This is a genomic window from Enterococcus sp. AZ063 (assembly GCF_051715045.1).
Taxonomy (GTDB): domain Bacteria; phylum Bacillota; class Bacilli; order Lactobacillales; family Enterococcaceae; genus Enterococcus_D; species Enterococcus_D casseliflavus.
Window position 1 is genome coordinate 3,204,098 of sequence record NZ_JBIOTA010000001.1, and the last position, 26,194, is coordinate 3,230,291.

The following is a 26,194-nucleotide window of genomic DNA, read 5'->3' on the forward strand; positions in this document are numbered from 1 at the left end:
TTCCTAACTGATTGAAAGAAAAAAACATGAAGATTTTTTCATGTTCGACCAAAAAAAGACGGCATGAACCAAGGTTCACTCCGTCTTTCAGTTATTCCATATTTTTTGCCAACTGATACGTGCCAACAAGTTCTCCTTTTTCGAGTTGAATCATGTAAGGACATGTTTCAGCTAAAAACTCACGATCATGACTGATCACGGCTAATAAATCAACTTCTTTGGCAACTATTCGCAGTAGTTTTGCGACTTCCTCCATTTGCTGCAAATCTAATCCACTCGTTGGTTCATCGAAAAACAACAAACGTTTGCCAGAAAGCAAGGCACTGCCAATCGCAACTCGTTGTTTTTCCCCACCCGACAAGCTTTGTGGATGACGGGCAAGGAGTGGTGTTAAGTGCAACAATGAGACAATTTCTTCAAAGCGAGCTGGGTTTTGGGCTTTGATCAGCAACTCTTTTTCCACCGTTTCAAAAAACAGTTGCAAGTTGACATCCTGCATCACAAGAAAACTTTCCTGCAGCAGCTGCTTTTGGGTTCGCTTTTGTCCATTGATGGCAAATACTGCTTCTGGGCATTTTTTCAATCCTGACAGGACTTGCACCAACGTACTTTTGCCAGCACCATTTGGTCCAACGATCCCCACAGCTTGCTTCATCGGCAGTTGTAGTTCAGGCAAGTTGAGCGCCCAATTTCTGCTGTTTGCCGAGCGTTTTGATTGCTTGATCTGCAGATGCGTTGCCGTTAATCCAGATTTTTCTGGCAAAGATTCTCGGCAGTGCTGGGCTGCCAATGTCACCTCACCTACTTTTCGCAATCCTAACTCGTGAATTGCCTCCTCCGGCAGTGACAACAGCTGATCTGCTGGATAGGACGCCCGCAACCGCCCTGCTTCTAATAAGCAAAAGCGGTCTGCCAGTGGCGCCAAATACGCCAAGCGGTGTTCGGCGATCACAATGGTTTTCCCTTGTTGTTTTAAAGAAGCCAATCCTTGAGTCAACTTTTGGATCGCTTCTTGATCCAAATTGCTGGAAGGCTCATCCAATAGGAACACATCATGGGGCAACATCGTGGCTGCAGCGAGAGCAATCAGCTGTTTCTCCCCACCAGAAAGGTCAAAGACACTAGCATCAAGCAACGGGGTCAAGGAAAACTGCTGCGCTACTTCGGTGATTCGCTGTCGAATGTTTTCTGGCGCGACGCCCGCATTTTCCATTGAAAAAGCCAACTCCGAATAGACATCCGTGGTGAAAAATTGGGTCTTGGGGTTTTGAAAGACAACACCGATCGTCTGGGCATAATGGGAGAAATCGGCAACTGGCAAGTCTGTTTCTCCGACACGGATCTTCCCTTGCACTTCGGCAGGATACAGCTCAGGGATCAAGCCATTCAAAACATTGAGCAGGGTCGATTTGCCGCTGCCACTAGCGCCACACAAAACGATGACTTCCCCAGCTGCGACCGTCAAAGAGAGCTCAGATAATACGGTTCGATTTTCTCGCTTCACTGACACTTGTTCTAATCTGATCATCCAAGCCACATCCTTTTCACGATAAAGCCGCCTAATGCTAAAAAGACCAAGCCATCCCACCAGCGCAGCTTCAGTTCGTGGACGGTGGTATGGGGATTTTCTGATGCTAGCCCGCGAACGAGGGCCGTAGCCGACAGTTCGGTTGCGGTCTTTTCAGCCGACATCAGTAATGGGATCAAAAAATACTCCGCACTTTGCAGCGGATGAAGCAAGATCGATCCTGCGGACAGCGAGATGCCGCGAAAGCGCATCGCTTGACGAATACTTTTGAAATCTTGTACCAGTGTGGGGAAAAAACGAAATAAGACTGCCAACGGGACTAATAATACATTGGGCACGTGCATTTTTTGCAACGCCGCCATCCACTCACTGTTCTTCGTCCCACTAATGGCAAAAGCCGCCGCCATGATCGTTGGCAATAAGCGGCGATAACCGACGGAAAAGAAATCCAGCAACACGATCAGTAGGTGGTTTCCTTGGCGAAACAAAAAACTATCTGCCAGTGTCAGCAAGACAAACACGCCATAGAACATCAGGCCTTTTTTCCAAAAGCCGCTGACTAAAAATAGCAGCAGCAAGAACGTGACAAAGACAAACTCATCGATCCAGCTAATGGACACCATCATAGTAAAACTAGCAAAGAGAATCACCGCCAATTTGCTGCGGGGATCAAACCTTGTTTTCGACACATTCCTCACCCTTTATGCGATTGGATCGTTGGTTGAAAATGTTTTTCCATCAAGCGGCTGCCAATGCCTAAACCAGCCACCGCACCAATCAAAACCGCCAATGCACAAAGCCCTAACATCAAATTGGAGGTATGAGCAAACACGCCGGCAATGTAGGTTTCATCTTTTCCGCGAGCCACTAATGAATCGATATAGGCATTTTTCATAAACCACAGGGGCAAGATCGGGCCCATCAAGCCAAAACTAAAGACGATATAACTCGCCAGTACGCGAACGTTCTCTTTGAGCTTTGTTTTGTATTGAATCAAATCAGCTGCTAAGGCACATATCATATTCGGCAAAAAGGCCAATGGAAAATGTCCTGAAATCAAAAAAAAGAGCCCTACCACGGTACCCATAATGGTGATTGCGCCAAATTTCGGTACTTTATTCAATAAAATCAGATAGATAATGCCAGAAAACAAAGCGGTGACTGCTGGAATAAATAAATTATGAAAACCTGGGATCACAAAACGCAAAATCAATAGACAGACGCTCATTAAAAGAAAATAGATCGCTGTATAGATCCCTACTGCAATTAAATCTTGAACCTTTAGTTTTTTCACTGCGTATACGCTCCTTCTTGCAAGCAATCAATGAAAAAACCGTTGCTGCTTGCTTGTACAAACTTATTTTTACAAAGCCTCAGTATAGCACAAAGCAGACGTTTTTATGGGGAGATATGCTTACTGGTAAACAAATATTGTTCATCAAAAAATCGCCTGCAGGTAATGCCCTGATAAAAGCGACTTTACTTGCAGACGATTCTGGTAAATATTTTTTATCAATTGCCTATTCTAATGATGTCCCCCACCGTCAACTTAGGGTAAGCTCCCGGTTCTACTAGAATTGCTCCTGGTAAAATTTCATTTTCTCCATCACGAAAATAGATAGAGATATGTCCTAGCTCATTAAAGTTTTGGTTGGCTGCACTGCCAACCTTCTTTATTGTATAAGTCGCCTCACCTAATTGAAGCTTCACTCCAGGTTGAAGAACATTTTCTTGTTGTTCAATTGTTTCATGAAGCACACAGATTGATTTCAACTCTTCCGTTGCTGCTGGACCAAACAATATCAACAACATCTCCTCTTCAAAAGCTTCAACCAACTCACCAATTTCTTTCACCGTACTTTTATACAATCGAATGCCTCCTTCATGCTTTTTTTCACTTATTCGTTATAGATGAATAGGTAGACCTAATGCCAATTCTGTTGTATCCATTATAACTTCCGAAAGTGTTGGATGTCCATGGATCGTCAGCGCAATATCTTCTAACGTGAGTCCTGATTCAATCGCCAACGTGATTTCAGCGATCAAATCACTAGCTCCAGGTCCCACGATTTGTCCACCAATGACTACTTCTGAGTCTTTATCAAAGACTAAGCGAACAAAGCCTTCGTAGGTGTTCAGTGACAAAGCACGACCATTTGCTTGAAATGGAAAGCTCGCAGTATCAGCTGCCAGTCCTTGAGTCTTCGCCTCTGCTAAAGTTTTGCCTACAGTAGCGATTTCTGGATCTGTAAAACAAATTGCAGGAATGGCTCTGTAATCTTTTGCTACGTTTTTCCCGCTGATGACTTCTGCAGCTATCTTCGCATCATAACTCGCTTTATGAGCAAGTGCTGGTCCTTCAATAACATCACCGATGGCATAAATATGGGCTTGTGACGTTTGGTATTTTTGATTGACATGTATCCAGCCGTTCGTTCCTGTCTCGATCTTCGCCTGAGCTAAACCAAGATCTTCTGTATTTGGTTTGCGTCCCACTGTGACCAGTACGTAATCAGCTGTTAGTATTGTTTCATTTTGATCGGCACGAACCGTTACTTCCACACCTGTATCATGGCTTTTTACTGATTTTGCCATTGCACCTGTTACTATTTTGATCCCTTTTTTAGCAAAGGACGCTTCGACCACTGCCACTAAGTCTTTTTCGTAAGAAGGAAGCAGTTGCTCCGATCCTTCCAGTATCGTGACATCTGCGCCTAAATCTGCATAGGCACTTCCAAGTTCAGTGCCAATCACACCGCCACCAATAATCACCAACTTTTTTGGCACTTCTTTTAAAGACAATGCCCCGGTAGAGTCCAAAATTCTGCCGCCGAATGCAAAGCCGGGAATCTCGATTGGGCGACTTCCTGTGGCGATGATCGCCTGCTTGAACTGAATGTTTTTTTCTCCCTTACCTTTGATTTCTACTTGATTTGGTGAAAGAAACCGGGCATAACCTTTAACGATTTGAATTTTATTTTTGAGTAGCAGTCCACGAATGCCCGAAGTGAGCTTTTGGACGACGGTTTCATCCTTCCATTTCTGGAGTGTCTGAAAATCTAACGTTGTCTGCTGATTGGTTATTCCAAGATAATGGCTGTGTTTTGATTCTTGATAGACGTGTCCGGCATGGATCAGTGCCTTAGAAGGAATGCATCCCACATTTAAACAGACCCCACCGATAGCATTGCTTTCTACGATCGTGACTTGTTGACCTAATTGCGCCGCCCGAATCGCTGCCACATACCCGCCAGGACCTGATCCGATGACCAAGGTATCTGTGTTATATTCCATAAGTTCCCCCACTTTCTACAATAAGAAGCCTAGTGGATCTTCTAGTAGCGTCACGATTTTTGTTAAAAATGCAGCTGCTGGTGCCCCATCTACGACACGATGATCAAATGAAAGATTCAGTTCAACAAAGGATTGGTTTTTCACTTCGACAGCAGTCTGATTGAAGATAGCTTTTTCATAAATCCCACCGATGCCCAAGATTGCTACTTCTGGTTTGTTGATAATCGGCGTAAACTGCTTGACCTTTGTTTTTCCTAATGAACTGATCGTAAACGTACCACCAGACATTTCGGCATTCGTCATTGTTCCTTCACGAGCTTTTCTCGTTTTCTCTTTGATTGCCGTTGTCAAATCAGCTAGACCGAGCTGATCAGCTGACGAAATGACCGGAACGACTAATCCCTCTGAAAGAGCAACGGCAATTCCAAGCTGAATCGCTGAAAACCGTTTGATCCCCTCATCCGTGGCGTGGGCGTTGAATATCGGAAAATCCTTCAAGGCAATCATGGTTGCTTTGGCAAAAATTTCCAGATAAGAAAGACGTTCACCTGTTCTTTGTTCGATCATCGGTAACAGCTGATTTCGTAGGTCAATAACTTTCGTCAAGTTAACTTCAGCTGTCATGGTAACATGGGGGATGGTCGTTTTGCTCGCTACCATTTTTTCTGCAATTGCTTTTCGTAACGGACTCCATGGAATGAGCGCACTCTCAGATACCACTTCCTCAATCTGTGGTTCGACAGTTGGTTGTTTATTGATGGCCTTAATATCCAAAGCTTGGATCCTGCCTTTCGGTCCACTTCCTTGAACCGTAGTCAAATCGATCCCACGCTCTCTTGCCAAACGTCTAGCCGAAGGAGTTGCCCGTATGGTACGCATCATTTGATCATTGGTACGAGGTGCTGTCTTTTCAGTTTCTGTATTTGTTTGGTTCTGCTTAGCTTGGTCTGGTTGCGTTGCTTCACTTGAAGGCATCTGAGGTGGGACCGTTTCATTTGCTGCTCCTATATAAGCAATAATTGAATTAACGGGCGCACTCTCCCCATCAGCTAAGTATTTCTTTAAGAGAATCCCCTCTTCATAGGCTTCTACTTCAATGGCGATTTTATCTGTCATTACTTCAAAGATTGGATCACCGATCGCAATGGTATCGCCTTCATTTTTTAGCCAAGTCGTAATGGTTCCCTCAGTCATCGTTGAGCTTAATTTAGGCATCAAAACCTCATGTGCCATACTTTCCCTCCTATTTATCCGCCATCAGTTTGCAACATGCTTCAACAATATCCTCAACTTGTGGTACTGCTTTTTTCTCTAAGTCAGGATGATACGGCATCGGAATCTCTACACCTGCTAAGCGAACGATTGGCGCATCTAAAAAGTCAAAAGATTCGCTTTCTGAGATCACACTTGCTAATTCAGCACTGAAACCACTGCGTTTTACTGCTTCGGTCACGACCACCGCACGCCCAGTCTTCATCACTGAATCGATGATGGTTTGTTTATCTAAAGGCACCAATGTTCGAGGGTCGACAATTTCAATACTGATATTTTTCTCGTGTAAAATATCTGCTGCAGCTAATGCTTTATGCACCATAATTCCTGTAGCAACGACGGTAATATCTGTTCCTACTTTTTTAATATCCGCAACCCCAATAGGGATCGTATATTTTTCCTGCGGCACATCCGACGAGGTGCGATAACATAGTTTGTGTTCATAGAACATTACTGGATTATCATCCTCAATCGCCGCATGCAGTAAGCCTTTTGCGTCATAAGCTGTTGCTGGCTGGATCACCTTTAAGCCAGGGATATGAGCCGTCCAGTTTTCTAAACTTTGGGAATGCTGCGCTGCTGCCCCAGTTCCTGAACCACCGGGGGTTCTCATTACAAGAGGAATTCGTGCTTTTCCACCATACATATAACGAATTTTTGCTGCTTGGTTTACAATTTGATCGAGGGCGATCGTAATGAAATCAGAAAATTGAATTTCAAAAATCGGTCTCATGCCCGTCATAGCTGAGCCAACTGCCGCACCTGCAATTGCTGATTCAGAAATTGGGGTGGATCGAATCCGCTCCTCACCAAATTCTTCCACCATCCCTCGGCTAACGCCGAAAGCGCCTCCATAAACACCGATATCTTCCCCTAACATGAACACAGCTTCGTCTTCTCGCATTGCTTCCGAAAGAGCTTCTCTCACGGCTTCCGCATAAGTAATTTCTCTCATGATGTCCTCCTACTCTGCATATACATCTTCAAACATCGTTTCCACGGCAACGACGGGACTGTTTTCACCAAATGTCACTGCATCATTGATGGCTTGCTTGGCTTTTTTTCGAATTTCCTCTGCCTCTTCTTCAGTAAAAATCCCCGCTGCGATCAAGGTTGTGTAGTGACCCCAAAAAGTTAGACTTTTATGGAGTGGAGAAATTCACTCCTTTTTTGTACGATAAGATTAACTGTTAGACAGCTGTTTTTACAGCTTCTCGAAACTGAACCGGACTTCGCCAATTTAATTTCTTTTTGATGCGTTTATGGTTGTAATAATAGATATATTGGTCAATTTTTGTTTTCAATTCATCTAAACTCCGATAGACTTCTCCATGAAAAATCTCTTGCTTTAATAAACCAAAGAAGTTTTCCATAGGTGAGTTATCTAAACAATTCCCTTTACGAGACATACTCTGGAAGATTTTATGTTGCTTCAATTTATTCTTATAAGCATTCATTTGATAGGCCCATCCTTGATCTGAATGGAAGGTTCTACGAAATGGACAATCATTTGTCATCTGGATTGCTTCTTCTAATCCTTCCATTATGGCTAGTGCGTTTGGTTTTTCAGAAATCCGATAAGATAGAATTTCACTATTGTAGAAATCCATGAAAGGATCTAAATACAGCTTTTTCTGACGAACGACACCTGTGGTGTCTACTTCATAATACTTAAACTCTGTGGTATCAGTTGTAATTTTTTGGTGACAGATATTTGTATAAAACCGACGATGAATACGATTTTTGGCGACAGTACCAACCTTCCCACGATAAGAATTGTACCGTCGAGATTTTCTAGTGTAAGACTTTACTTCGATACCTAGTTTTTTTATCAGACGTTGAATCTTCTTTTTATTGACATGAATCCCTTGATTCTCTAATTCTTTTTTTAGTCGCAGACAGCCATAGTCTTTATGCTCTTTGCGAATTTCAAGCATTTTTTCTTCAATTTCTTGGTCTGGGTTTGGTCTGTCAAACCGTTTCTGCCAATACATATAGGTTGCTTTAGGAAATTTCAATGTTTCAAGAAGCTCAACTAGTTTGAATGATCCTCGGAGGCTGGCGATGATTCGTGCGATTGATTCTTGCGTCTTTGCTGGGCTTCCTGTTTTCGCAGCTTCCTCAACTCTTTTAAAAAGGCATTCTCAATTTGAAGGGATCGGACTTGCTTTTCTAATGCCTTGATACGCTCGCGTTCTTCAGTTGTTGTATTTTCTTTTTTGTTTTCTTTTTTTCTAGTCAAAGTAAGTGGTCGCCCTTTCTCTTTTGAGAGCCCCTCAATACCTGCTTCTCTGAAATTACGCATCCAATTGGCAATAAGCGCAGGGTTGTTCATTTCTAAAGTGCTAGCAACTTCTCGATAGGACATCTCACTTGTTTGATATAACTCTAGCGCATTTAACTTAAATTGAACAGAATATTTCTGATTTTGATGCTTTCTCAATAGACCTTCCTCTCCGTATTCACGATAGGCATTCACCCAATTACTTACTTGAGACTTGCTTGAAATACCGTATTTGTTGGCAAGATACCGATATCCGCCCACGCCACTAAGATATTCTTTAACGATTTTTAGTTTTAATTCAAAAGGATATTTTGCCATACAAATAACGACCCCCAAAAGTTAGATTTTTTGGTCTAACTTTTGGGGGTCGCTTCATTGTTTTGGCTTGTTGGATGGGATCTTTTTCTTTGCGCCACTGCTCTTCTTCTTGCTTCGTCCGGTATTTTTTCGCGTCTGATTTCGAATGTCCCTTCCAACGATAGGTCATAGCTTCGATCAATGTCGGTCCTTCGCCGCGCCGAGCTTTTTCAACTGCTTGATAGGTGGTCTCTATCACTTCTATCAGATTGTTTCCATCAATTGTGATTCCTTCAATTCCGTAGGCCTTTGCTCGCTCTGATAACTGTTGGATGTTCGTCATTTTTTCAACGGAACCGCTCATACCATATTTATTATTTTCAATAAAAAAGACTACCGGTAGATCCCAGATCGAAGCCAAATTGACTGCTTCGTGAAAACTTCCTTCGTTGGTAGACCCATCGCCCCCGTATGACAAAGCGACTTGTTTCGTCTTTTTCATTTTCGAGGTCAGAGCTGCGCCGACAGCAATCGGAAACCCACCGCCAACAATACCGTTTGCGCCCAAATTTCCAGTATCCAAATCAGCGATATGCATTGAGCCGCCTTTGCCTTTATTCGTCCCTGTGGTTCTCCCAAACAATTCCGCCATCATTTCATTGACATTGGTTCCTTTGGCAAGTGTATGCCCGTGCCCACGATGGGTCGAGGTGATCCAATCGGTCTTTTTTAAGACGGCACTGCTTCCTGCAGCAGTCGCTTCTTGCCCTACAGCCAAATGGGTCGTTCCATGGATCAAGCCTCGAGCAAACAGTTCATCTACTTTTTCATCAAAAAAGCGAATTTCCCACATTTTGTAAAAAATCTCTTTAAACGTTTCATTTGAGAGATTTGCACTATTCTCAATCGAAAAATACTTCGTTTTTTCCATTTGTTTTCTCCTTTTGTTTTGCCTAAAAGTTCATCTAAGCAGCACGAGGATTCACTCTATCCATTCAACAGAGCCTTTGCGGTGTCTTCATCCGTAATCAGCACATCAACCCAGTCACCAGTTAAGGCTGCTTTAATGCCCTTCACTTTATCCTTTCCACCCGCTGCAGCAATCTTTAAAGGAATCCTTTTTAGATCCGACACCTCCAGCGACAATACTCGTTTGTTCCATTCACAATCCACTAATGCGCCCACTTCGTCGATAAAGTTATAACAAATATCGCCGACGATCGTCCCATTGGTAAACTCAAGCTTCATGCCCTCTTCTTTCGCAAGATAAGCTTTTGTCATGGTCGAATAGACGGGCGTCCCACCGATTCCCACCAAAGAAATATCAGCATTTCTTGCTTTTTTAAACACATTTTTTATAAAGGATTGATTCAAGAAGACCTCTCGAGCCTCTGCTGAATCCACCGTGATTGGCGCATGTAATTCCACTGCAACTGCACCACACTTACTTGCGAAAAGTTCACAAAGAACATTGGCTTGTAAAGTTGCGTGTTCTCTGCCTAGTCCACCTACTAAGGGGATAAAGCGCACATTTGGTAAATGGTTTTTTGCAGAAAAATTGACGGCTGCTTCATGGATCGTAGTTCCAGCAGAAATCGCAATCGTCGCATCTGCTTTAGTGATGCGCGTCAGGTATTTTGCTGCCGCAATGCCTAATCGTTTGTTTAAAGATTCTTCTCCGGTTGATGGAACACAAATGACCTCTTTTAGTCCATATTGTCGCTGAATGTTTTGTTCAAGTTGTTGAAATGGGTGCAGCAATTCATCATGGATGATGATTTCTACTAATCCTAAACTACGTGCTTTCGCTAAATACTTAGAGACCAGTGAGCGGCTGATACTAAACTTTTTGGCGATTTCTTCTTGTTTTGCTCCTTCGTTGTAATACATTGATGCCAATTCTACAAGTAATCGTTTATCATCCGAGTAGCCCATTTATTTTTCCTCCAATAGTATAAATACTTTATTACTATTGATTTTAACACGTTTTAAAACGGCGATTTTCAAAAAAGAATTACGCAAATGTGCTATCTTGTAATTTTCTAAGCTTCCAGACGGTTGTTGATTGGTCTAACTCCACATCGTCTTCTGTCAAAAATGTGCCTGCTTCGATGGTGCGTTTTGCTACTACTTCTCCTGAAATCAAACCAATCGGGATATGTCCTTCTGTTGTCATGTCGGCATGGGTTTCTAAAACTCCACGCACACAATATCCGCCGATCCCATCTAAACGCTCTCCTGGTTTAATTGTCTTTTTCGCAACAGCTACTGTTTCAGAAATTGGTGCCCCTAATGGAACGATCGCATGATCTTTTTGCAAGACAGCTTTTGCAATGGTGATTGGTGTTTCTAAGCTTGCTAAGTGGAAGGGTCTATACAAGAGATGATGATCTCCTTCTTTTTGCATCAAATAATTCAGTTCATGTTTGACTCCTTCATTTTGACCTTTGACGATTACAAAAACACCTGGAGCCAAGCCATCGACATATTCTACAACCCCAAATTTATTCAGTATGCCACCCTTTTCTTGCAGGTTCAAATCCTTCAAAACGGACTCTTGATCACCAGCAACGCCGTGCATCCCTACTTTATCCGGGACAAAGCCAATCGCATTTGACAGTAAATTCATTTCAGCCATCGTCTTCGTACCGTCTTTAAAAGCAGCAAGCATATGAGAAGCCATTTTTTTCGTCTTTGCTTCTTCCTGGCAAGTATCTGGATTAGCGGCAATGTTAAGTTTGTTATTTTTCCCTTTCCCTGCTACTAAAACTTCCATCCCCATAGACTTCGCAAATTCAAAAAGTTCGGTTGTCGCTGCCGGCTCGTCTCCATCTGATCCGGTATACACTAAACCGGCAGTCCGATAAAGCCGATGCATCAAAGGACCGATCGTAATATCAATTTCAACATTTAGTAGAACAAGGTGTTTTTTAGCTAAAAGCGTCTCCATCGCAATTTTTGCACCTACTTCAGGTACCCCAGTCGCATCGACGATCACTTCAACGTCTTCTGAGTAGATCACCTCTTTGAAATCAGTAACTGTTAGAATTTCATGTTGGCTTGTGGAGGAAGCACGGTAAGCTTCCGCCGCACTTTGTGCAAAATTTAACCGAATATCACTGATCCCTGTTACAGCCATTCCCGGGATCGTCGCGATCTGTGCAATCATTCCAAAGCCCATTTGACCTGCACCGATTACGCCAATTTTGATTGGCATTCCGTGATCTTCTCTCTCCAATAATTGTTGATAAATAGTCATTCTCAGCTCTCCTTTAACAAAATATATTTCACGTAACATATGATACACCCTTATACTAGTAGGCCAAGATTCCCTTGTCAACGCTTCCAATAAAATTCAGCTGCGAACGATGCATCTTTACCTAACGTTCCCTTTTCTTCACAAATTTAACATATGTTCCAACATGAAGAATATGTGAATTTCATATTGACTTTCACAAATTCACAATTTAAGCTTTTCTTATAAAGCGCTTCCAAACAAATTGAGAAATGAGGGATTACTTGATGGAGGAATACAGGGAACTTGTTTTATTGTTAGCCGGTTGTTGGTTCATTCAGATTTTCTTGTCCTACTTGCAGCACAAAAACTATGGGAAGGAAATAAACGAATTAAAAAAACGAAATACTGGTTTTTTGGGTGTAGGAATCTCAAAGGCAAAATTTAACCTAGGTCGCGGCATCGTCCTGCTAGTCGTTACAGATGAACAGGATTGTATCGTGACTTATAAAGAAATGGCTGGCATCACGATCTTTGCCCGGTTTAAAGAACATCAAGAATTTATCGGAAAGAAAACAACGGAAACAATGCCATTACTTGCTAATAAAAGAAGGAAAGCTGCTTTTGAACAAGCAATTCAATTGATTCAATCTGAAAAAAATCGACTGGAGGTAGTGTAAATGGATTTCCTAGTAATGATTGCTGAAAATTTTATTGGTATTTTTGATGCTGGTGGGGAAAACTTAGTGGGTTTGATCACTGGTATCTTACCAACTTTGATTGTTTTACTCACATTCGTCAATGCACTGATTGCATTGATTGGGGAGGAACGCGTTTCCAAGTTCGCTCAAATCTGTACCCGAAATATCATTTTACGCTATAGTATTTTTCCGCTTCTCGCTGTTTTTTTCCTTACGAACCCAATGTGTTACTCCTTTGGGCGTTTTTTGAAAGAAAAGCAAAAACCGGCTTTCTACGATTCAGCTGTTTCTTTGGTCCATCCCATCACTGGCTTATTTCCCCATGCAAATGCCGGTGAATTATTTGTTTGGACTGGTATTGCTTCTGGTTTAACTACTTTAGGCTTATCCACCATGCCGTTAGCTGTCCGCTATTTTCTAGTCGGTCTTGTTGTTATCACCATTCGAGGCGTTGTCACAGAATTATTAACGAAACTGATGTGGAAAGAAACCACTGAATGATGTTCATTGGAAAGAGGAGGAAAAACAATGTCAAAAACGGTTATTGTCAAACATGGAACGAAGGGTTGGGGTGGTCCACTAACGCTAGAACCCACGACTGAAAAAAACGTCGTTGCTTCCATCACAGGCGGAGGTATCCATCCAGTGGCGAAAAAAATTGCTGAACAATTGGGTGTGGAAGCAATCGACGGATTTAAAGAAAAAGTGGAACCAAGTCAAATGATCTGTGCGGTTGTTGATTGTGGAGGGACTGCCCGTTGCGGTGTCTATCCCAAATTAAATGTCTTGACCGTCAATCTCCATCCTACTACTCCTTCAGGTCCGTTAATGAAATTTATCAATGAAAAGAATTTTGTCTCAGGCGTCACCATAGATGACGTTTACAGCTCTGATGAAGCAATGACAGAATCTTCGGTAACAAGCGAAAAAGTGGAAGAACCAACACCTACTAAAAAAGAACAGGTCACTGCTGCTAAAGCAAAAGTCGCTGAATCACAAGGAGGGCTTCTAGGTTTCATCAATCGCCTTGGTCGTTCCGTCGGCAACATTGTGGGAATCTTTTACCAAGCGGGTCGTGATACGATCGAAATCGTAATCAAAAATATTCTTCCCTTCATGGCATTTGTCAGTATGTTAGTAGGGATCATCAATTATACAGGCATTGGCGACATCATCGCTAGCGGTGTCACTCCCTTATCTGGTAGTATCGTTGGTCTCGTGATCTTATCTCTTATTTGTTCAATTCCAGTTCTTTCACCCGTTCTAGGCCCAGGTGCCGTCATTGCTCAAGTCGTCGGCGTATTGTTAGGAGTAGAGATTGGCAAAGGCACGATCGCTCCCGCCATGGCACTACCCGCTCTTTTTGCAATCAATTCTCAAGCCGGTGCAGATTTTACCCCTGTCGGTCTCACATTAGCCGAAGCTGAGCCTTACACCGTAGAAGTCGGTGTCCCTGCCGTTTTGTTCTCTCGCTTACTCACTGGTCCCTTAGCAGTGATTCTGGCTTGGTTAGCTAGTTTTGGGTTATATTGAGGAAGTCGCCTATTTATTCGAGTATCTTGCTAAACTTACAAAAAGACCAATCTAGCGTGGTTACTAGATTGGTCTTTTCCTGTTAAAAAGCATTTTTCTTCCTTTATGTTAAAAATCGTAGTACAGAAGATAGGAAAATAAATATTCTCTTTTCCTTTCTTTCCCCCTTCATTTGATGAATAATAGAGAAAGATCGAGTATATAAGATGATACTAGATAGTTCAAATTCTCTTTTTTTACTAGAGAAAGATCGATACAAATAAAAAACAAAGTGAAGAAAAAAATACCTTTGCTTATTATCTTAAGTTTAAAAATAATATTGTTATAAAAAGTCCAAACCCAACTGTAAAAACATTTTGACACTTGATTTCAAGGCATTGTCAAAGACATTTGATCGTTAAAAAGCAGACATTGGCCTACACTAATGGTAGAAGGAGCGGATAAAATGAACTTAAGCAAACAAATAAAAAAACATCGGGAACGATTAAGTCTCTCTCAGGAAGGGCTGGCAGAAAAACTTTATGTCTCCCGACAAACGATCTCAAATTGGGAGAATGAAAAAAGTTATCCTGATGTTCACAACTTATTATTGCTCAGTGTTCTATTTGATGTTTCTTTAGATGAATTAGTCAAAGGGGATGTTGAACAAATGAAAGAAACGATTGAGAAAACAGCAATGGATCGCTACACGAAAATAATGTTGGTCTTTACATTGTTGGCCGCATTATCTGTTGGGCCTGCTCTCTTTTTACCAGGACACTGGTGGATTGCCCCGCCTCTATGTTTTTGGCTCGTCTCCATGTATGCCGCATTGAAGATCGAAAAAATCAAGAAAACCCAAAATATCAAAACGTATAAAGAGATCGTTGCCTTCATGGAAAATCAAGACCTCGATGCCATTAGGAAAAAGCGGGACATCAAAAAAGATTTCCTCTCAAAAACAGTCATCGTCTTGGTCTTTGCCTTGATTGTCGGCATCATCGCATGGCTTAGTACACTGCCGCATTTACTGATGTGCTGATCAAAACACAGGTTGAAGCTGCTTTTATGATGAAGCCGCTTCAACCTGTGTTTTTTTCAATTCAATGATCTCATCCGCATAAACCAAGTTTTTCGGACGATGGGTAATCATGATGACTAGTTTATTTTTTAATTGGTCTTTGATCGCTGCAAAAAGCTTTTCTTCTGTTGCTTCATCTAAAGCCGATGTGGCTTCATCAAGGACAATGACTTCTGCGTTTGTGAAAAACAATCGGGCAAAAGCGATCCGCTGTTTTTCCCCACCAGAAAGGTTGGCTCCTTTTTCTCCAATTTCAGCAGACAGTCCTCCCTTGAGTGCCTGATAGAATGCGCCTAATTGACATTTTTCTAATACCGCTATGATTTCCTCGTCTGCGATTTCCTTATCAAAAATGATATTTTCTTTCAGCGTTCCTTGGAATATTGGCGCATCTTGCGATAGATAAAAGACATGCTGATAGTAATCATTTAAGTTGTAAGCAACTAAATTTTTGTGATTAATCAGGACCGCACCGGTCGTCGGCTGATACAAGCCTAAAATCGTTTTGACCAGCGTTGATTTTCCTGCGCCGCTTTCTCCTACTAACCCATAAATCGCTCCCCGCTTCAGCTCCAGTGTGCTATCGGTTAAGATTTTCTTTTCTTGAAGTATGACGGATAGATCCTTAACTGTGATGTAGTTGATGGTTTCAGACAATGCATCTCCTTGTGTTAATGCTTTGTCCTCTGGCAGATAGAAAAATTCATTTAACCGTGCAAAGGCAACTTTATCTAAGCTGTATTGAACAAAAATCACGTTAAATATTGCAACAGGCGTGTAGATTCGATCCACATAAATAATCAATGCTGCTAAACCACCCAAGCTGACCGTAATCTGATTTGTAAATGCCAATACCACAATTGCGACTTTGATCAATGCGACTAAAACTGCAAAAAAACCAAAGAAAAACTCATGGATCATCGTCATTTTCGTCAAACGTTCTGTTGTATCAGCAGACATATTTTTATATTGTGCGATCTCTTTTTCAAACCGTTTATTGATCCGAAACGTGACCATTTCCGTTAATCCGCGGATAAAGGTGCTGTTCATGGCTTCTTCTGAAACTAGCGCATGTTCTTTGAGAGAGCGTAAAACTTTCAAAAGCAAATTGGTCACGATAAACACCATTAGATAGCCCACAAGGATCGCTGGAATCAACCTTTTATCGATCATAGCAATAAAAGCTAAGTTAAACAGTGTTTCGGGAAGCAATTCTTTAAACAAGCGTCCATAAAAATTCAAATGGATATTTCTACCCGCCGCTGCTCCCGCTTCAGTTTTCTGTAAGAGTGCTCCAGAGCCAATCTGCAAGTATTCAGAATAGGCAATCTTACTGATTTTCACTAAAGCTTGTTCTTTGAGATAGAAATACATGCTGTTGTGCAATTTCGTTTTGGGTTTCTGCTCGAGATAGGACAAAAGCGGTACCAGTACAAGCGTTAACCCATAGATAAAAATAACTGACCAATCAAATGTCTTGCCAAATGAATCGAGTAATTTTTGAAAATAAAAGACATTCGCGGCACTCAAAAATGAGACCGCAATTCCAATCCCAATATATACCGTCAATCCTTTTTTAAAATGCCGCCATAAATCAATCGCCATCGTAAGCTCCTTTTGCTGCAGTGTTCGTGGAAAAGTCGTGAGATAAATAAAATAACCGCTTTCAAAAAGTATAATCTATTTTTCGCTTAATGGAAAGAAACGTATGAAAGATAGTGAGAAACCATTCCTCGGTCATCGAGAAAAACAAAAAAACCCCGCTCAAAGAGCGGGGCTAACGTTGTGGCTCTATAATTTATGGGACTGATGAATCAGAATTGATTCTTCAGTCCCATTTTCATTTTAGGTATTAAAAAACATATCGTTCTCTAGTATGATTAAATCACCACAAAATAAACAACTGAGAGGACGATATGCTATATGAATGATTCTATCAAAAAAATGCTGAGAATAATAGAGAAAGATTTGATGATTACAGAGGTCTCTTACGAGACCCTTCAGAAGAAAAAGACGTTGGTCGTCGATGCTGTTCTCTCGCCTACTCCTCGTGCTTGTAGAAGTTGTGGTTCTACTGTGGTAGATGGAAACGGGAAAGCAATTATAGTGAAAAATGGGAAGAAGGAAACGATTGTCCGTTTTGAACAATACAATCATATGCCTTTGGTTATGCGCCTAAAAAAGCAGCGCTATACCTGTAAAAACTGCCGAACCCATTGGACTGCTCAAAGTTATTTTGTCCAACCCAGACATTCAATCGCAAATCATGTTAGATATAAAATTGCTTCTTTACTGACTGAAAAAGTATCTTTATCTTTTATTGCGAAAAGCTGTCAGGTATCTTTGACCACCGTTATTCGTACATTGAAAGAGTTTAAAAGCTATTTACCAAAGCAATCCAAGAAGATTCTCCCCAGAGTATTGATGGTTGATGAATTTCGTTCGCATGCTTCCATAGAAGATAAAATGAGCTTTATTTGCGCAGATGGCGAAACAGGAAAATTAATAGATGTTTTGCCTACGCGTAAATTACCTCGATTAACAAGCTATTTCTTAGGTTGTACCAATCCAGAAGAAGTAGAATTCTTGGTGACAGACATGAACGCCGCCTACTTCCAGCTCACCAAACGTGTTCTGCCAAATGCGAAAGTAGTGATTGATCGGTTTCATATTGTCAAACACATGAATCAAGCGTTCAATGAGTTGCGTATCCGTGAAATGAATGAACTTCGTAAAGCAGGACAGAAAAGCCAGGCAGAAAAACTGAAAAAGAACTGGCGCTTTTTGCTAAAAAATCGTGCAAACATCAACCATTATGAATACAAAACATGGAAAAGTTTCCGAGCACCAAAATACCCATTTCTTACTGAAGCAATGATGATTGATCGATTGCTTGAGTTTTCTACGCCCCTGAAGGAGGCGTATCCCTTTTTTCATGAATTAGTTGAAGCCTTTCGAGACAAAGACCCTGACTTATTTTTCTGCATATTGGCAGAACTTCCCAAAACGTTAGATGACGGCTTTCGGGAGAAGCTTCAAAACCTTCTGACCTATGAAGAAGGCATCACCAACGCAATGATCTATCCTTATTCCAATGGAAAAATAGAAGCGAAGAATACCCACATAAAGACAATGAAACGAGTATCCTACGGATTTAAATCATTCGAGAACATGAGAATTAGAATCTTTTTGATCAATAAATTAATCAATGTAAGATAACAAAAAATCTGAGCCAGAATGTGGTTCATTCTGACCCAGATTTGATTTTGCACAACTCATCAGTCCTTATTGACAAAGAGCCAACGTTGTTGCCAACGATTGATTATTTGTTTAAAGCGTCTTTTGCTTGGTCAGCTAATGCAGTAAATGCTGTTGCATCGTTTACAGCCAAGTCAGCTAACATTTTGCGGTTGATGTCGATTTCAGCTAATTTCAAGCCGTGCATCAATTTTGAGTAGCTTAAGCCATTCATACGAGCCGCTGCGTTGATACGAGCGATCCACAATTTGCGGAAGTCGCGTTTCTTTTGACGACGATCGCGGTATGCGTAGTTGTATGAATTCATTACTTGTTCTTTTGCTGTTTTAAATAGAGTGTGTTTAGAACCGTAGTAACCTTTTGCTAATTTAAGCACTTTTTTACGACGTTTACGAGTTACTGTTCCACCTTTAACACGTGCCATGTATAATTCCTCCTAATATGAAAATCGATAATTGTTTGTATACGTGAAGCTTGGGTTACGCAATTATTTCATGCGTGCTAGTTGTTGACGGATACGTTTGTAATCGCCAGCTGAAACCATTGAAGCTTTACGCAATTGACGACGTTGTTTTTTTGTTTTGCCGTGGAAACGGTGACTGGTAAAGGCACGGAAGCGTTTCAATCCGCCGCCGCCAGTGCGTTTTACGCGTTTTGCTAATCCGCGGTGTGTTTTTTGTTTTGGCATAACTAATTTCCTCCTCAAAATCTTTCGTTATCTGACTTTAAACTGAAACTCAGTGAGTCATTATTTATCGTTTTTTGGTGCTAATACTAAGAACATACTGCGGCCATCCATTTTTGGCTTTTGCTCAACAGTTGCCAAATCAGCAGTTTCTTCCGCCAAACGATCTAACACTTTCTGACCAATTTCTTTATGGGTAATGGCACGGCCTTTGAAACGGATCGAAGCTTTCACTTTGTCCCCTTTTTCAAGGAATTTACGTGCATTACGCAATTTTGTGTTGAAATCATTGACGTCGATCGTTGGACTTAAACGAACCTCTTTAATGTTGATTACTTTTTGTTTCTTACGAGCTTCACGGTCTTTTTTCTGTTGCTCAAAGCGGAATTTCCCGTAATCCATAATTCTTGCTACTGGCGGCTTAGCATTTGGTGCCACCAATACCACATCAAGGTTTGCTCGTTCTGCAATTTGCAATGCTTCAGCTTTACTCTTTACACCAAGTTGTTCGCCGTTTTGATCAATCAAACGCAATTCACGTGCACGAATGCCGTCGTTTACCATCATATCCTTTGCTATGGTCATTCACCTCCGAGTTTTTTGAGAGAAAGAAAAGCTTGTCGATTCGAAATCAGACAATAAAAAAACGAGTTCTTCACGAACCCGCACGTACTCCACACAAATAAATGGTAGGAATCCTATTCTGCCCAGCGATATCTTCACTCAGGCGAGAAGCGGGTGCTTCTGCTTTTATTTCTCAACTTTTATAGTATACTGCTTTTTCCTCTTATTGTCAACAGTTTTCATGATTGTTTCAAAAAAAAGCCGGAGCATACGCTCCGACTTTCGTGTTTCTTATTCTGCTTTCAACGCAGCCATCGTGATGTAGTTGTATGGTTGATTGAAGTGAGGCAAGAAGAAGATATCTAATAGCTTCATCTTGTCGATCGTTACGCCTTCTTCGATCGCTAGTGAGAACATGTGGATGCCCATTGCGATTTCAGATGTTCGTGATGCCATTTGTGCACCAACGATGCGGCGTGATTCTTCTTCATAGACGATGCGGATTTTAACCGTCGCATTTTCTTTCATGAAGCCTGGTTTTTGGGTATCTTCGTAATCAGAGTATTTCACTTTCATGCCATTACGTTCGGCAGCTTCGACTGACAAGCCAGTTGAAACCATGTTGTAGCCGAAGATCGAAATCCCGTTTGATCCTTGAACACCTGTTGATTCTAAAGAAGTTCCGCCGATATTATGGGCAGCGACGATCCCTGAACGTACGGCATTCGTTGCTAATGCGATATAAGTGGTTTGTTGCAAAGCATTTGAGTACACAGTTGCACAGTCACCGACTGCGTAAACATCTGCATCGCTTGTCCGTTGATGGCGGTCCACTAAGTACGCGCCGTTAGCAAACAATTCCAAATGATCTTTGCCTAGCTCATTGTTTGGTAAGAAACCGATCGCATTGATCACTAGATCAACTGGGTATTCGCCGTTGTCTGTTACAACTGCTTCTACTTTCTCTGTTCCTTTGTATTCACGTGCTAATTCACCGAAATGCAATTCAATACCATTGTCAGCTAAGTTTTTGTCCATATCTTCTGTGAACCATTTGTCGTAGTAGTTTGGCAATGCCCGTGTCGCTGCATCAAAAAGCAACACATTTTTACCACGGCGTTTTGCTGCTTCAGCAATTTCAACACCGATGTAACCAGCACCGATAACGGCAACGTTTTTCACGTCTTCTGAGGCTAACTCTTTATCAACCGTTTGTCCATCTTGGAATTTTTTCAAGAAATGGATGTTTTTCAAATCACGTCCAGGTACTTTTGGTGAAATTGGCACAGAACCAGTTGCGATGACAACTTTGTCATAAGATTCAACGATCGTTTCACCGTCATTGGTTACAGCATGCACTTCTTTTTTCTCAAAATCGATATGGTCAACCACTGTTTCCATATGAATTTTTGCACCTTTTGCTTCAAAATCTTCACGTTTTGTATAGAACAAGCCTTCGTATGAATCGATTTGACGTCCAACCCATAAAGCAGTCCCACAACCTAGGTAGCTTAAGTTTGTATTACGGTCGATCATTACGACCTCTTGGTCTTTGTAGTTATCTAATAGTGTATTGGCAGCAGCAATCCCCGCGTGGTTTGCACCGATAATAACTGTTTTTGTCATGGAAAATTTCCTCCTTTTGTTTACATTGTCATTATAGCTCGCTTGTGAATTTGAAAACTATCAACTTTTTCGCGATTTTAAAAATTTGTGACAGTTTTTCGTTGATATACGTCACTTTCAGCGGATTAAGTTTCTATATCAAAATTATTTTCGTCTTGCAAGTAAAAAGATTGTGAAAAAATATGTATTCAAAATCAAAGGTTTTCCTTGTTATAAAAGCATTCTGCAAACCGATTGAATAAATTTCACAATACCCCACCGCTTTTTCGTAACTATCGCGGCATCGATTCGCCGTGTTATACTGAGAGAAAAACATACAGGATGGGATCTTGATGAAGAAAAAAATCGTATTGCCACTACCGCCCGTATTGTCGGCATTAGAGCCACAGGATTTTTATTTAGAAGAAGAACTGCTTTTCGAAGGTGGGTTGTTCGAAGGCGGTGATTATAGCTATGATACTTGTAAAAACCTTATCTTGAAGCAATGTCATTTCAAGAAAGTGACGATGCAAAAAACACGCTTGAGTCAATGGGAATGTCAAAATGTCCTCTTTGAGAACTGCGATTTTTCTAATCTGGAATGTTTTGGTGCCAGCTTTCATCGCGTTCACTTTAAACAGTGTAAATTGACTGGTACGAATTTTGCGGAAAGCTATTTCCGTGACTGTACCTTTGAAGATTGCGTGGCAAACTTTGCTTCTTTTAGCAATACCAATTTACGGACGATGCTGTTTCGTCAGTGCCAACTAAACGACAGTGAGTTTTATGAGATGGATTGGAAACACTTGACGCTACAAGAAAACCAGTTGAACAATAGCAACTGGTTTCACACAAAATTAGCAACTTTAGATTTTCGGACCAATCAATTTCAAAAGATCGCGTTGTCCTTTGAACACTTGCGAGGACTAACAGTCGATCAAGAACAAGCCTTGGTCATCGCCGCCGGTCTAGGTTTGGTGATCGACTAACGAATTCTGCGCCATAAAGCAATCAACATCCAGACGGATAACACTAAACTGATCAACAAGGCAATACCCCAACCGAAAATACTATTGGTAAAAGGCAGCGGAACATTCATGCCAAAGAAACTGGTGACGATGGAAGGCACAGTCAATAAGAGGGACCAAACGGTCAAAAACTTCATGGTATCATTCAAGTTATTGTTTAATAGATTATTGTAGGTACCAGACAATTGTTCCAAAATTTGGAATGCCAGTTGGGTCATTTCCACTGCCTGTTTGGCTTCGATCAAGGCATCATCCAGTTGTTCCCGCTCATCATCATCCATCAAACGATAAATGGATAATGCTTTGATTTGCTCCAAGAGGACCGCATTTTGTTTCGTGGCAGACACTAAAAAAACCAGTCCAACTTCCAAATCAGACATTTGCAGTAAGTTTTTATTGGTTGTTTTTTCCCGTAGTCGCTGATTCAAGCGAATCCGCTCACTATTGACTTCTTCGACTAACGGAAAAAACGTGCCAGAAATCAAGAACAAGCTTTGAAACAAAAAATGAATGGGCGTTTGCAGCGGGTTTTGCAGGATCAAGCGCTCCATCATTGGAATCACATAACGGGTATTGTGGGATGCAAAAGTAAAGAGTTGCTTCCTTTTTAAAATAAACGTCATCGGGCTGGTCTCAAAATGATTTTCACGCTTTTCTTGCTGAGGTACATTGAAAACCAGCAGCAATGCTTCCTCTTCGGCATCATATTCGACCCGCGCGCGTTCGTTTTTATCTAAAGAGTACGTAAGCATCTCGTCAGACAAATGATATTGTTTTTGCAGTGCCATCACGCTTTTTGCGTCTTGTTGGTCGACTTGAATCCATTCATAGTTTCCGTCATAAAAGACATGTTTGTTTTCCACAATCCATCCTCCACTCTTGCTTTCTTCTATTATAAAAGAAAACAGCCAGAAGCCCAATCAAAGGACTTTCCTGGCTGTATCGGCTATTACTTATTTACGGGCGTCTTTCAAGGCCTCTTCCACCATCGTTAAAACGGCCTGTGCCGCTTGCGGGTCTTCGACAAAATTGAATTGATCGCCATCGATCTGGATCTTTGGACTCTCATTGTACTCTTCGTACCATTGATCGTAGCGTTTGTTCAACTCTTTGTAGTAGTCGTATAACGAAGGATCAAAGGTCAACTGCTCATATTCCCGCCCACGTTTTTCAATACGCTCGAGCATCGTTTCAAAAGAAACGCGAATATGCACCAAAAGATCTGGATGCTTTTTGTGAGCTGCATACGGCAGCTCTTCTAACATATTGGCTAACAATTCATCATAGACTTTGACCTCGGTATCGGTCGCTCGCCCAAGGTCCGCATTTAAATGGAACAACAGTGAATCCTCATAAATGGAACGGTCCAGGACGTTATTGTCGTCTTTCATGGCTTGCTTGATACTTTCAAATCGTTTATTTAAGAAATAGATTTGCAGTAAAAACGCATATTTATTTGGATCTGCATAAAATAATGGTAACACTTCATTGTCATCGATCGATTCATAAAAGGCTTGACTGCCAAAATGATTGGCGATCAATGCGGTCAAACTTGATTTACCGGCACCAATCGTTCCTGCTAATACGATCACGCTCATATCCCCCAACTCACTCATCACTAAATATTGTATGTTGCATTTGCGATATCAACTATACAACACTATATCTTGTGCCGTCAACTGAAACTTTTGAAGCACAGATCAAGAATTTTTTCAATAAAAGTTTAAAGATTTTTGCTTTTTTTTGAAATCTCATACGGAATGCTTAACGAAAGAGCCTTCTTCTAGTAAAATAGGAAAGGATCTTTAATTAAATTGTGTTTTTGTCAGGAGATAGTTACAATTGACTGACAAACGATAAATGAATCATGTGGGGTAAGCTCCCTAGAGAAATGAGGAAAATAATGTCAATTGGTACTGGCATAGCTACAGGAAAAATCATCTTAATGGGTGAACATTCAGTTGTTTACGGTGAACCAGCAATTGCTTTCCCTTTTGCGGGAGCAAAAGTACAAGTCGAGATTACAGCAAATGAAACAAACACCTTGATTTCAAGTTACTATCACGGTCTGCTTGAAGAAGTCCCCAGCCACTTAAAAAATGTCAAAGACTTGCTGTATCGTCTGCAACAAGACTTCCACACGGGTCCTTTTGCAACCTCCATCGTCAGCACTATCCCTTCTGAACGGGGAATGGGTTCTAGCGCGGCGGTCGCTGTTGCACTGACTCGCGCTTTTTTTGATTGGATCAAAAAAGACTTTACAAAAGAAGAATTGATGACCTATGTCAACTTTTCTGAAAAAATCGCTCACGGCAATCCTAGCGGGATCGATGCTGCAGCAGCTAGCGGGACGGATGCCATTTACTTTATCAAAGGGCATCCCATCACTTCGTTTCCCCTCACGATCGACGGTTATTTGCTCGTCGCTGATACTGGAATCAAAGGGCAAACGAGAGAAGCAGTCAAAAGTGTCGCCCATCTTTTTGAAACCAGCAAGCAGCTGGCTAGTCAAGCGATCCAGCGTTTAGGGATCGAAACCAAAAGAGCCAAAGAGGCCATCATAGCCAATCAATTAGAAGTATTAGGCGAAAGCATGAACAATGCCCATCAGGCACTGCAGCAGTTAGGGGTCAGCAATCAGCAACTGGATCAGTTGGTTTCCTTAGCATTGGCACACGGGGCTTACGGGGCGAAGCTGACCGGCGGGGGCCGGGGCGGCTGTATGATCGCACTAACCAAAACGAAGGAACAGGCTGAGAATATCAGCCGTATTTTATTGTCCGATGGCGCTCGTGCGGCATGGATACAAGGATTAGGAGTTTATGAACATGTATAAGGGAAAGGCTCGCGCCTACACGAATATCGCATTGATCAAGTATTGGGGAAAACAAGATGAAACTTTCATTTTACCGATGAACAATAGTTTGTCCCTGACCCTCGATGCTTTTTACACAGAAACAACGGTGGCTTTTTCACCTGATTTTCCACAGGATTGCTTTACGCTGGATGGTGTGGTGCAAACAGACGTTGCTACCAAAAAAGTTGCGGACTTTTTGGATCTGGTACGAAAAAAAGCGGACTGCCCGTGGTATGCCACGGTGGAAAGTCAAAATTTTGTTCCAACCGCTGCCGGACTTGCCTCTTCTGCCAGTGGATTAGCGGCATTGGCGGGTGCCTGTAGTGAAGCACTGGACTTAAACTTGTCGGAGCAAGAATTATCCCGTTTGGCCCGTCGCGGTTCTGGTTCGGCGTGTCGGAGTATCTACGGCGGCTTTGCTGAATGGCATCAAGGCACCGATGAGACTTCTTTTGCCACGCAAGTGCCGTCGAATGGCTGGGAAGAAGAATTGAGTATGATCTTTATTTTGATCAACGCACAAGCCAAAGAAGTTTCCAGTCGTGAGGGGATGCGCCGAACCGTTGAAACCTCGAGCTTTTATCCGGGTTGGCTTACTGCCACCGCAACTGATCTCGTGAAAATGAAACAAGCGATTGCCGAGAAAGACTTTACTGCTTTAGGTGAAACGACCGAGGCCAACGCCTTGAAAATGCATGGAACGACCTTAGCCGCCGAACCACCTTTTACTTATTGGTCTTCTGAATCTTTACGAGCTATGGAATGTGTCCGAATGCTGCGAAAAAAAGGATTGGCTTGCTATTTCACGATGGATGCTGGTCCCAATGTCAAAGTTTTATGCCAAAAACAAGAAGAACAAACGATTTTACGTGAATTAAGTGCTCACTTTGCCTCAGAACAATTAGTAACTGCTCACGCGGGCAAAGGATTAGCCTTTTTACCGGTGGAAGAATCTTCTGCCATCAACTAAGAAGCCATTAAGAAGCCATCGAT

Annotated in this window: 28 protein-coding genes and 1 other annotated feature; of the genes, 8 read left to right on the top strand and 20 right to left on the bottom strand. The window is 41.7% G+C overall.

All coding sequences use genetic code 11. From position 1 onward, the window contains the following. Positions 1-91 precede the first annotated feature (91 nt). The 13 genes from IGK61_RS15025 to IGK61_RS15085 form a co-directional block, all read right to left on the bottom strand. Positions 92-1,528: an ABC transporter ATP-binding protein gene (locus IGK61_RS15025; protein ID WP_074536796.1), complete on the bottom strand. Its 1,437-nt coding sequence runs from the start codon at positions 1,526-1,528 to the stop codon at positions 92-94. After that, positions 1,525-2,226, bottom strand: a complete 702-nt coding sequence (locus tag IGK61_RS15030) for an energy-coupling factor transporter transmembrane component T (RefSeq protein ID WP_005233872.1) — start codon at positions 2,224-2,226, stop codon at positions 1,525-1,527. Before IGK61_RS15030 ends, IGK61_RS15025 begins: the two co-directional genes overlap by 4 nt. Next, entirely contained in the window at positions 2,223-2,822 is a 600-nt protein-coding gene (locus IGK61_RS15035) for an MptD family putative ECF transporter S component (RefSeq protein ID WP_016609843.1), read from the bottom strand. The genes IGK61_RS15030 and IGK61_RS15035 overlap by 4 nt, the downstream gene beginning before the upstream one ends. Before the next feature lie 218 nt (positions 2,823-3,040). Beyond that, positions 3,041-3,397, bottom strand: coding sequence for a PTS glucitol/sorbitol transporter subunit IIA (locus IGK61_RS15040; protein WP_005228129.1), 357 nt, complete (start codon positions 3,395-3,397; stop codon positions 3,041-3,043). 36 nt (positions 3,398-3,433) lie between these two features. Further along, a complete protein-coding gene (gene lpdA, locus IGK61_RS15045) occupies positions 3,434-4,822 on the bottom strand; it encodes a dihydrolipoyl dehydrogenase (protein ID WP_074536797.1) in 1,389 nt (462 codons plus the stop codon). 15 nt (positions 4,823-4,837) lie between these two features. Beyond that, a complete protein-coding gene (locus IGK61_RS15050) occupies positions 4,838-6,055 on the bottom strand; it encodes a dihydrolipoamide acetyltransferase family protein (protein ID WP_429966549.1) in 1,218 nt (405 codons plus the stop codon). Between the two features lie 10 nt (positions 6,056-6,065). Next, on the bottom strand, positions 6,066-7,049 hold the full coding sequence (locus IGK61_RS15055; RefSeq protein WP_074536799.1) for an alpha-ketoacid dehydrogenase subunit beta: 984 nt from the start codon (positions 7,047-7,049) through the stop codon (positions 6,066-6,068). A 9-nt stretch (positions 7,050-7,058) separates the two neighbouring features. After that, entirely contained in the window at positions 7,059-7,205 is a 147-nt protein-coding gene (locus IGK61_RS15060) for a hypothetical protein (RefSeq protein WP_438844958.1), read from the bottom strand. A 79-nt stretch (positions 7,206-7,284) separates the two neighbouring features. Further along, complete coding sequence (locus IGK61_RS15065; RefSeq protein WP_317756472.1) at positions 7,285-8,172, bottom strand: IS3 family transposase; 888 nt, start codon at positions 8,170-8,172, stop codon at positions 7,285-7,287. Next, entirely contained in the window at positions 8,130-8,696 is a 567-nt protein-coding gene (locus IGK61_RS15070; protein ID WP_016249831.1) for a helix-turn-helix domain-containing protein, read from the bottom strand. Before IGK61_RS15070 ends, IGK61_RS15065 begins: the two co-directional genes overlap by 43 nt. Continuing rightward, on the bottom strand, positions 8,677-9,606 hold the full coding sequence (locus IGK61_RS15075) for a thiamine pyrophosphate-dependent dehydrogenase E1 component subunit alpha (protein ID WP_438844959.1): 930 nt from the start codon (positions 9,604-9,606) through the stop codon (positions 8,677-8,679). Before IGK61_RS15075 ends, IGK61_RS15070 begins: the two co-directional genes overlap by 20 nt. 56 nt (positions 9,607-9,662) lie before the next feature. Then, positions 9,663-10,610: a sugar-binding transcriptional regulator gene (locus IGK61_RS15080; RefSeq protein ID WP_074536801.1), complete on the bottom strand. Its 948-nt coding sequence runs from the start codon at positions 10,608-10,610 to the stop codon at positions 9,663-9,665. A gap of 79 nt (positions 10,611-10,689) precedes the next feature. After that, positions 10,690-11,934: an NAD(P)H-dependent oxidoreductase gene (locus IGK61_RS15085; RefSeq protein WP_074536802.1), complete on the bottom strand. Its 1,245-nt coding sequence runs from the start codon at positions 11,932-11,934 to the stop codon at positions 10,690-10,692. A 263-nt stretch (positions 11,935-12,197) separates the two neighbouring features. On the opposite strand from IGK61_RS15085, the gene IGK61_RS15090 reads away from it, so the two are divergent. From IGK61_RS15090 to IGK61_RS15105, 4 genes are all read left to right on the top strand, one after another. Then, positions 12,198-12,590, top strand: coding sequence for a transcriptional regulator GutM (locus IGK61_RS15090; protein WP_074536803.1), 393 nt, complete (start codon positions 12,198-12,200; stop codon positions 12,588-12,590). Next, positions 12,591-13,112 carry a PTS glucitol/sorbitol transporter subunit IIC gene (srlA, locus tag IGK61_RS15095; protein ID WP_074536804.1) on the top strand — a complete coding sequence of 174 codons (522 nt, stop codon included), beginning with the start codon at positions 12,591-12,593 and terminating at the stop codon, positions 13,110-13,112. It abuts the gene before it with no gap. A gap of 27 nt (positions 13,113-13,139) precedes the next feature. Then, positions 13,140-14,144, top strand: coding sequence for a PTS glucitol/sorbitol transporter subunit IIB (srlE, locus tag IGK61_RS15100; RefSeq protein WP_074536805.1), 1,005 nt, complete (start codon positions 13,140-13,142; stop codon positions 14,142-14,144). Positions 14,145-14,589: 445 nt separating this feature from the next. Next, positions 14,590-15,165, top strand: a complete 576-nt coding sequence (locus IGK61_RS15105; RefSeq protein ID WP_438844960.1) for a helix-turn-helix transcriptional regulator — start codon at positions 14,590-14,592, stop codon at positions 15,163-15,165. 24 nt (positions 15,166-15,189) lie between these two features. On the opposite strand, the gene IGK61_RS15110 is transcribed toward IGK61_RS15105, so the two are convergent. Next, positions 15,190-16,809, bottom strand: a complete 1,620-nt coding sequence (locus IGK61_RS15110) for an ABC transporter ATP-binding protein (RefSeq protein WP_074536807.1) — start codon at positions 16,807-16,809, stop codon at positions 15,190-15,192. Between the two features lie 318 nt (positions 16,810-17,127). On the opposite strand from IGK61_RS15110, the gene IGK61_RS15115 reads away from it, so the two are divergent. Next, positions 17,128-18,423, top strand: a complete 1,296-nt coding sequence (locus IGK61_RS15115; protein WP_074536952.1) for an ISL3-like element ISEfa11 family transposase — start codon at positions 17,128-17,130, stop codon at positions 18,421-18,423. A gap of 103 nt (positions 18,424-18,526) precedes the next feature. Here the strand turns inward: IGK61_RS15115 and rplT are convergent, their stop codons facing one another. From rplT to nox, 4 genes are all read right to left on the bottom strand, one after another. Continuing rightward, entirely contained in the window at positions 18,527-18,886 is a 360-nt protein-coding gene (gene rplT, locus IGK61_RS15120; RefSeq protein WP_003128653.1) for a 50S ribosomal protein L20, read from the bottom strand. Positions 18,887-18,949: 63 nt separating this feature from the next. Next, entirely contained in the window at positions 18,950-19,150 is a 201-nt protein-coding gene (rpmI, locus tag IGK61_RS15125) for a 50S ribosomal protein L35 (protein WP_003128650.1), read from the bottom strand. 60 nt (positions 19,151-19,210) lie between these two features. Continuing rightward, positions 19,211-19,732 (bottom strand): translation initiation factor IF-3, encoded by a 522-nt coding sequence (gene infC / locus IGK61_RS15130; protein ID WP_005228103.1) that lies wholly within the window; start codon positions 19,730-19,732, stop codon positions 19,211-19,213. 47 nt (positions 19,733-19,779) lie between these two features. Beyond that, positions 19,780-19,903 (bottom strand) — a sequence feature (ribosomal protein L20 leader region). 99 nt (positions 19,904-20,002) lie between these two features. Beyond that, positions 20,003-21,337 (bottom strand): H2O-forming NADH oxidase, encoded by a 1,335-nt coding sequence (gene nox / locus IGK61_RS15135; protein ID WP_061053308.1) that lies wholly within the window; start codon positions 21,335-21,337, stop codon positions 20,003-20,005. Positions 21,338-21,669: 332 nt separating this feature from the next. On the opposite strand from nox, the gene IGK61_RS15140 reads away from it, so the two are divergent. Beyond that, positions 21,670-22,305, top strand: a complete 636-nt coding sequence (locus IGK61_RS15140) for a pentapeptide repeat-containing protein (RefSeq protein WP_074536712.1) — start codon at positions 21,670-21,672, stop codon at positions 22,303-22,305. Here IGK61_RS15140 and IGK61_RS15145 read toward each other — a convergent pair. Beyond that, the gene (locus IGK61_RS15145; RefSeq protein WP_008379505.1) at positions 22,302-23,207 is read right to left on the bottom strand and encodes a magnesium transporter CorA family protein; all 906 of its coding nucleotides are present in this window, start codon (positions 23,205-23,207) and stop codon (positions 22,302-22,304) included. The two genes, IGK61_RS15140 and IGK61_RS15145, sit on opposite strands and share 4 nt — an antisense overlap. A gap of 90 nt (positions 23,208-23,297) precedes the next feature. After that, positions 23,298-23,942: a deoxynucleoside kinase gene (locus tag IGK61_RS15150; protein WP_008379503.1), complete on the bottom strand. Its 645-nt coding sequence runs from the start codon at positions 23,940-23,942 to the stop codon at positions 23,298-23,300. A gap of 305 nt (positions 23,943-24,247) precedes the next feature. Here IGK61_RS15150 and mvk point away from each other — a divergent pair, with 305 nt between their 5' ends. Further along, entirely contained in the window at positions 24,248-25,180 is a 933-nt protein-coding gene (gene mvk, locus IGK61_RS15155; protein WP_175445295.1) for a mevalonate kinase, read from the top strand. Next, positions 25,173-26,171 (top strand): diphosphomevalonate decarboxylase, encoded by a 999-nt coding sequence (mvaD, locus tag IGK61_RS15160; protein ID WP_034878304.1) that lies wholly within the window; start codon positions 25,173-25,175, stop codon positions 26,169-26,171. Before mvk ends, mvaD begins: the two co-directional genes overlap by 8 nt. Positions 26,172-26,194: the final 23 nt, after the last annotated feature.

Bases quoted from the DNA above. Each gene is read 5' to 3' on its own strand.
- IGK61_RS15025 (WP_074536796.1), bottom strand. From the start codon at position 1,528: ATGATCAGATTAGAACAAGTGTCAGTGAAGCGAGAAAATCGAACCGTA.
- lpdA (WP_074536797.1), bottom strand. From the start codon at position 4,822: ATGGAATATAACACAGATACCTTGGTCATCGGATCAGGTCCTGGCGGG.
- IGK61_RS15050 (WP_429966549.1), bottom strand. From the start codon at position 6,055: ATGGCACATGAGGTTTTGATGCCTAAATTAAGCTCAACGATGACTGAG.
- IGK61_RS15055 (WP_074536799.1), bottom strand. From the start codon at position 7,049: ATGAGAGAAATTACTTATGCGGAAGCCGTGAGAGAAGCTCTTTCGGAA.
- IGK61_RS15070 (WP_016249831.1), bottom strand. From the start codon at position 8,696: ATGGCAAAATATCCTTTTGAATTAAAACTAAAAATCGTTAAAGAATAT.
- IGK61_RS15075 (WP_438844959.1), bottom strand. From the start codon at position 9,606: ATGGAAAAAACGAAGTATTTTTCGATTGAGAATAGTGCAAATCTCTCA.
- IGK61_RS15080 (WP_074536801.1), bottom strand. From the start codon at position 10,610: ATGGGCTACTCGGATGATAAACGATTACTTGTAGAATTGGCATCAATG.
- IGK61_RS15085 (WP_074536802.1), bottom strand. From the start codon at position 11,934: ATGACTATTTATCAACAATTATTGGAGAGAGAAGATCACGGAATGCCA.
- IGK61_RS15090 (WP_074536803.1), top strand. From the start codon at position 12,198: ATGGAGGAATACAGGGAACTTGTTTTATTGTTAGCCGGTTGTTGGTTC.
- srlA (WP_074536804.1), top strand. From the start codon at position 12,591: ATGGATTTCCTAGTAATGATTGCTGAAAATTTTATTGGTATTTTTGAT.
- srlE (WP_074536805.1), top strand. From the start codon at position 13,140: ATGTCAAAAACGGTTATTGTCAAACATGGAACGAAGGGTTGGGGTGGT.
- IGK61_RS15105 (WP_438844960.1), top strand. From the start codon at position 14,590: ATGAACTTAAGCAAACAAATAAAAAAACATCGGGAACGATTAAGTCTC.
- IGK61_RS15110 (WP_074536807.1), bottom strand. From the start codon at position 16,809: ATGGCGATTGATTTATGGCGGCATTTTAAAAAAGGATTGACGGTATAT.
- IGK61_RS15115 (WP_074536952.1), top strand. From the start codon at position 17,128: ATGAATGATTCTATCAAAAAAATGCTGAGAATAATAGAGAAAGATTTG.
- rplT (WP_003128653.1), bottom strand. From the start codon at position 18,886: ATGGCACGTGTTAAAGGTGGAACAGTAACTCGTAAACGTCGTAAAAAA.
- rpmI (WP_003128650.1), bottom strand. From the start codon at position 19,150: ATGCCAAAACAAAAAACACACCGCGGATTAGCAAAACGCGTAAAACGC.
- infC (WP_005228103.1), bottom strand. From the start codon at position 19,732: ATGACCATAGCAAAGGATATGATGGTAAACGACGGCATTCGTGCACGT.
- nox (WP_061053308.1), bottom strand. From the start codon at position 21,337: ATGACAAAAACAGTTATTATCGGTGCAAACCACGCGGGGATTGCTGCT.
- IGK61_RS15140 (WP_074536712.1), top strand. From the start codon at position 21,670: ATGAAGAAAAAAATCGTATTGCCACTACCGCCCGTATTGTCGGCATTA.
- IGK61_RS15150 (WP_008379503.1), bottom strand. From the start codon at position 23,942: ATGAGCGTGATCGTATTAGCAGGAACGATTGGTGCCGGTAAATCAAGT.
- mvk (WP_175445295.1), top strand. From the start codon at position 24,248: ATGTCAATTGGTACTGGCATAGCTACAGGAAAAATCATCTTAATGGGT.
- mvaD (WP_034878304.1), top strand. From the start codon at position 25,173: ATGTATAAGGGAAAGGCTCGCGCCTACACGAATATCGCATTGATCAAG.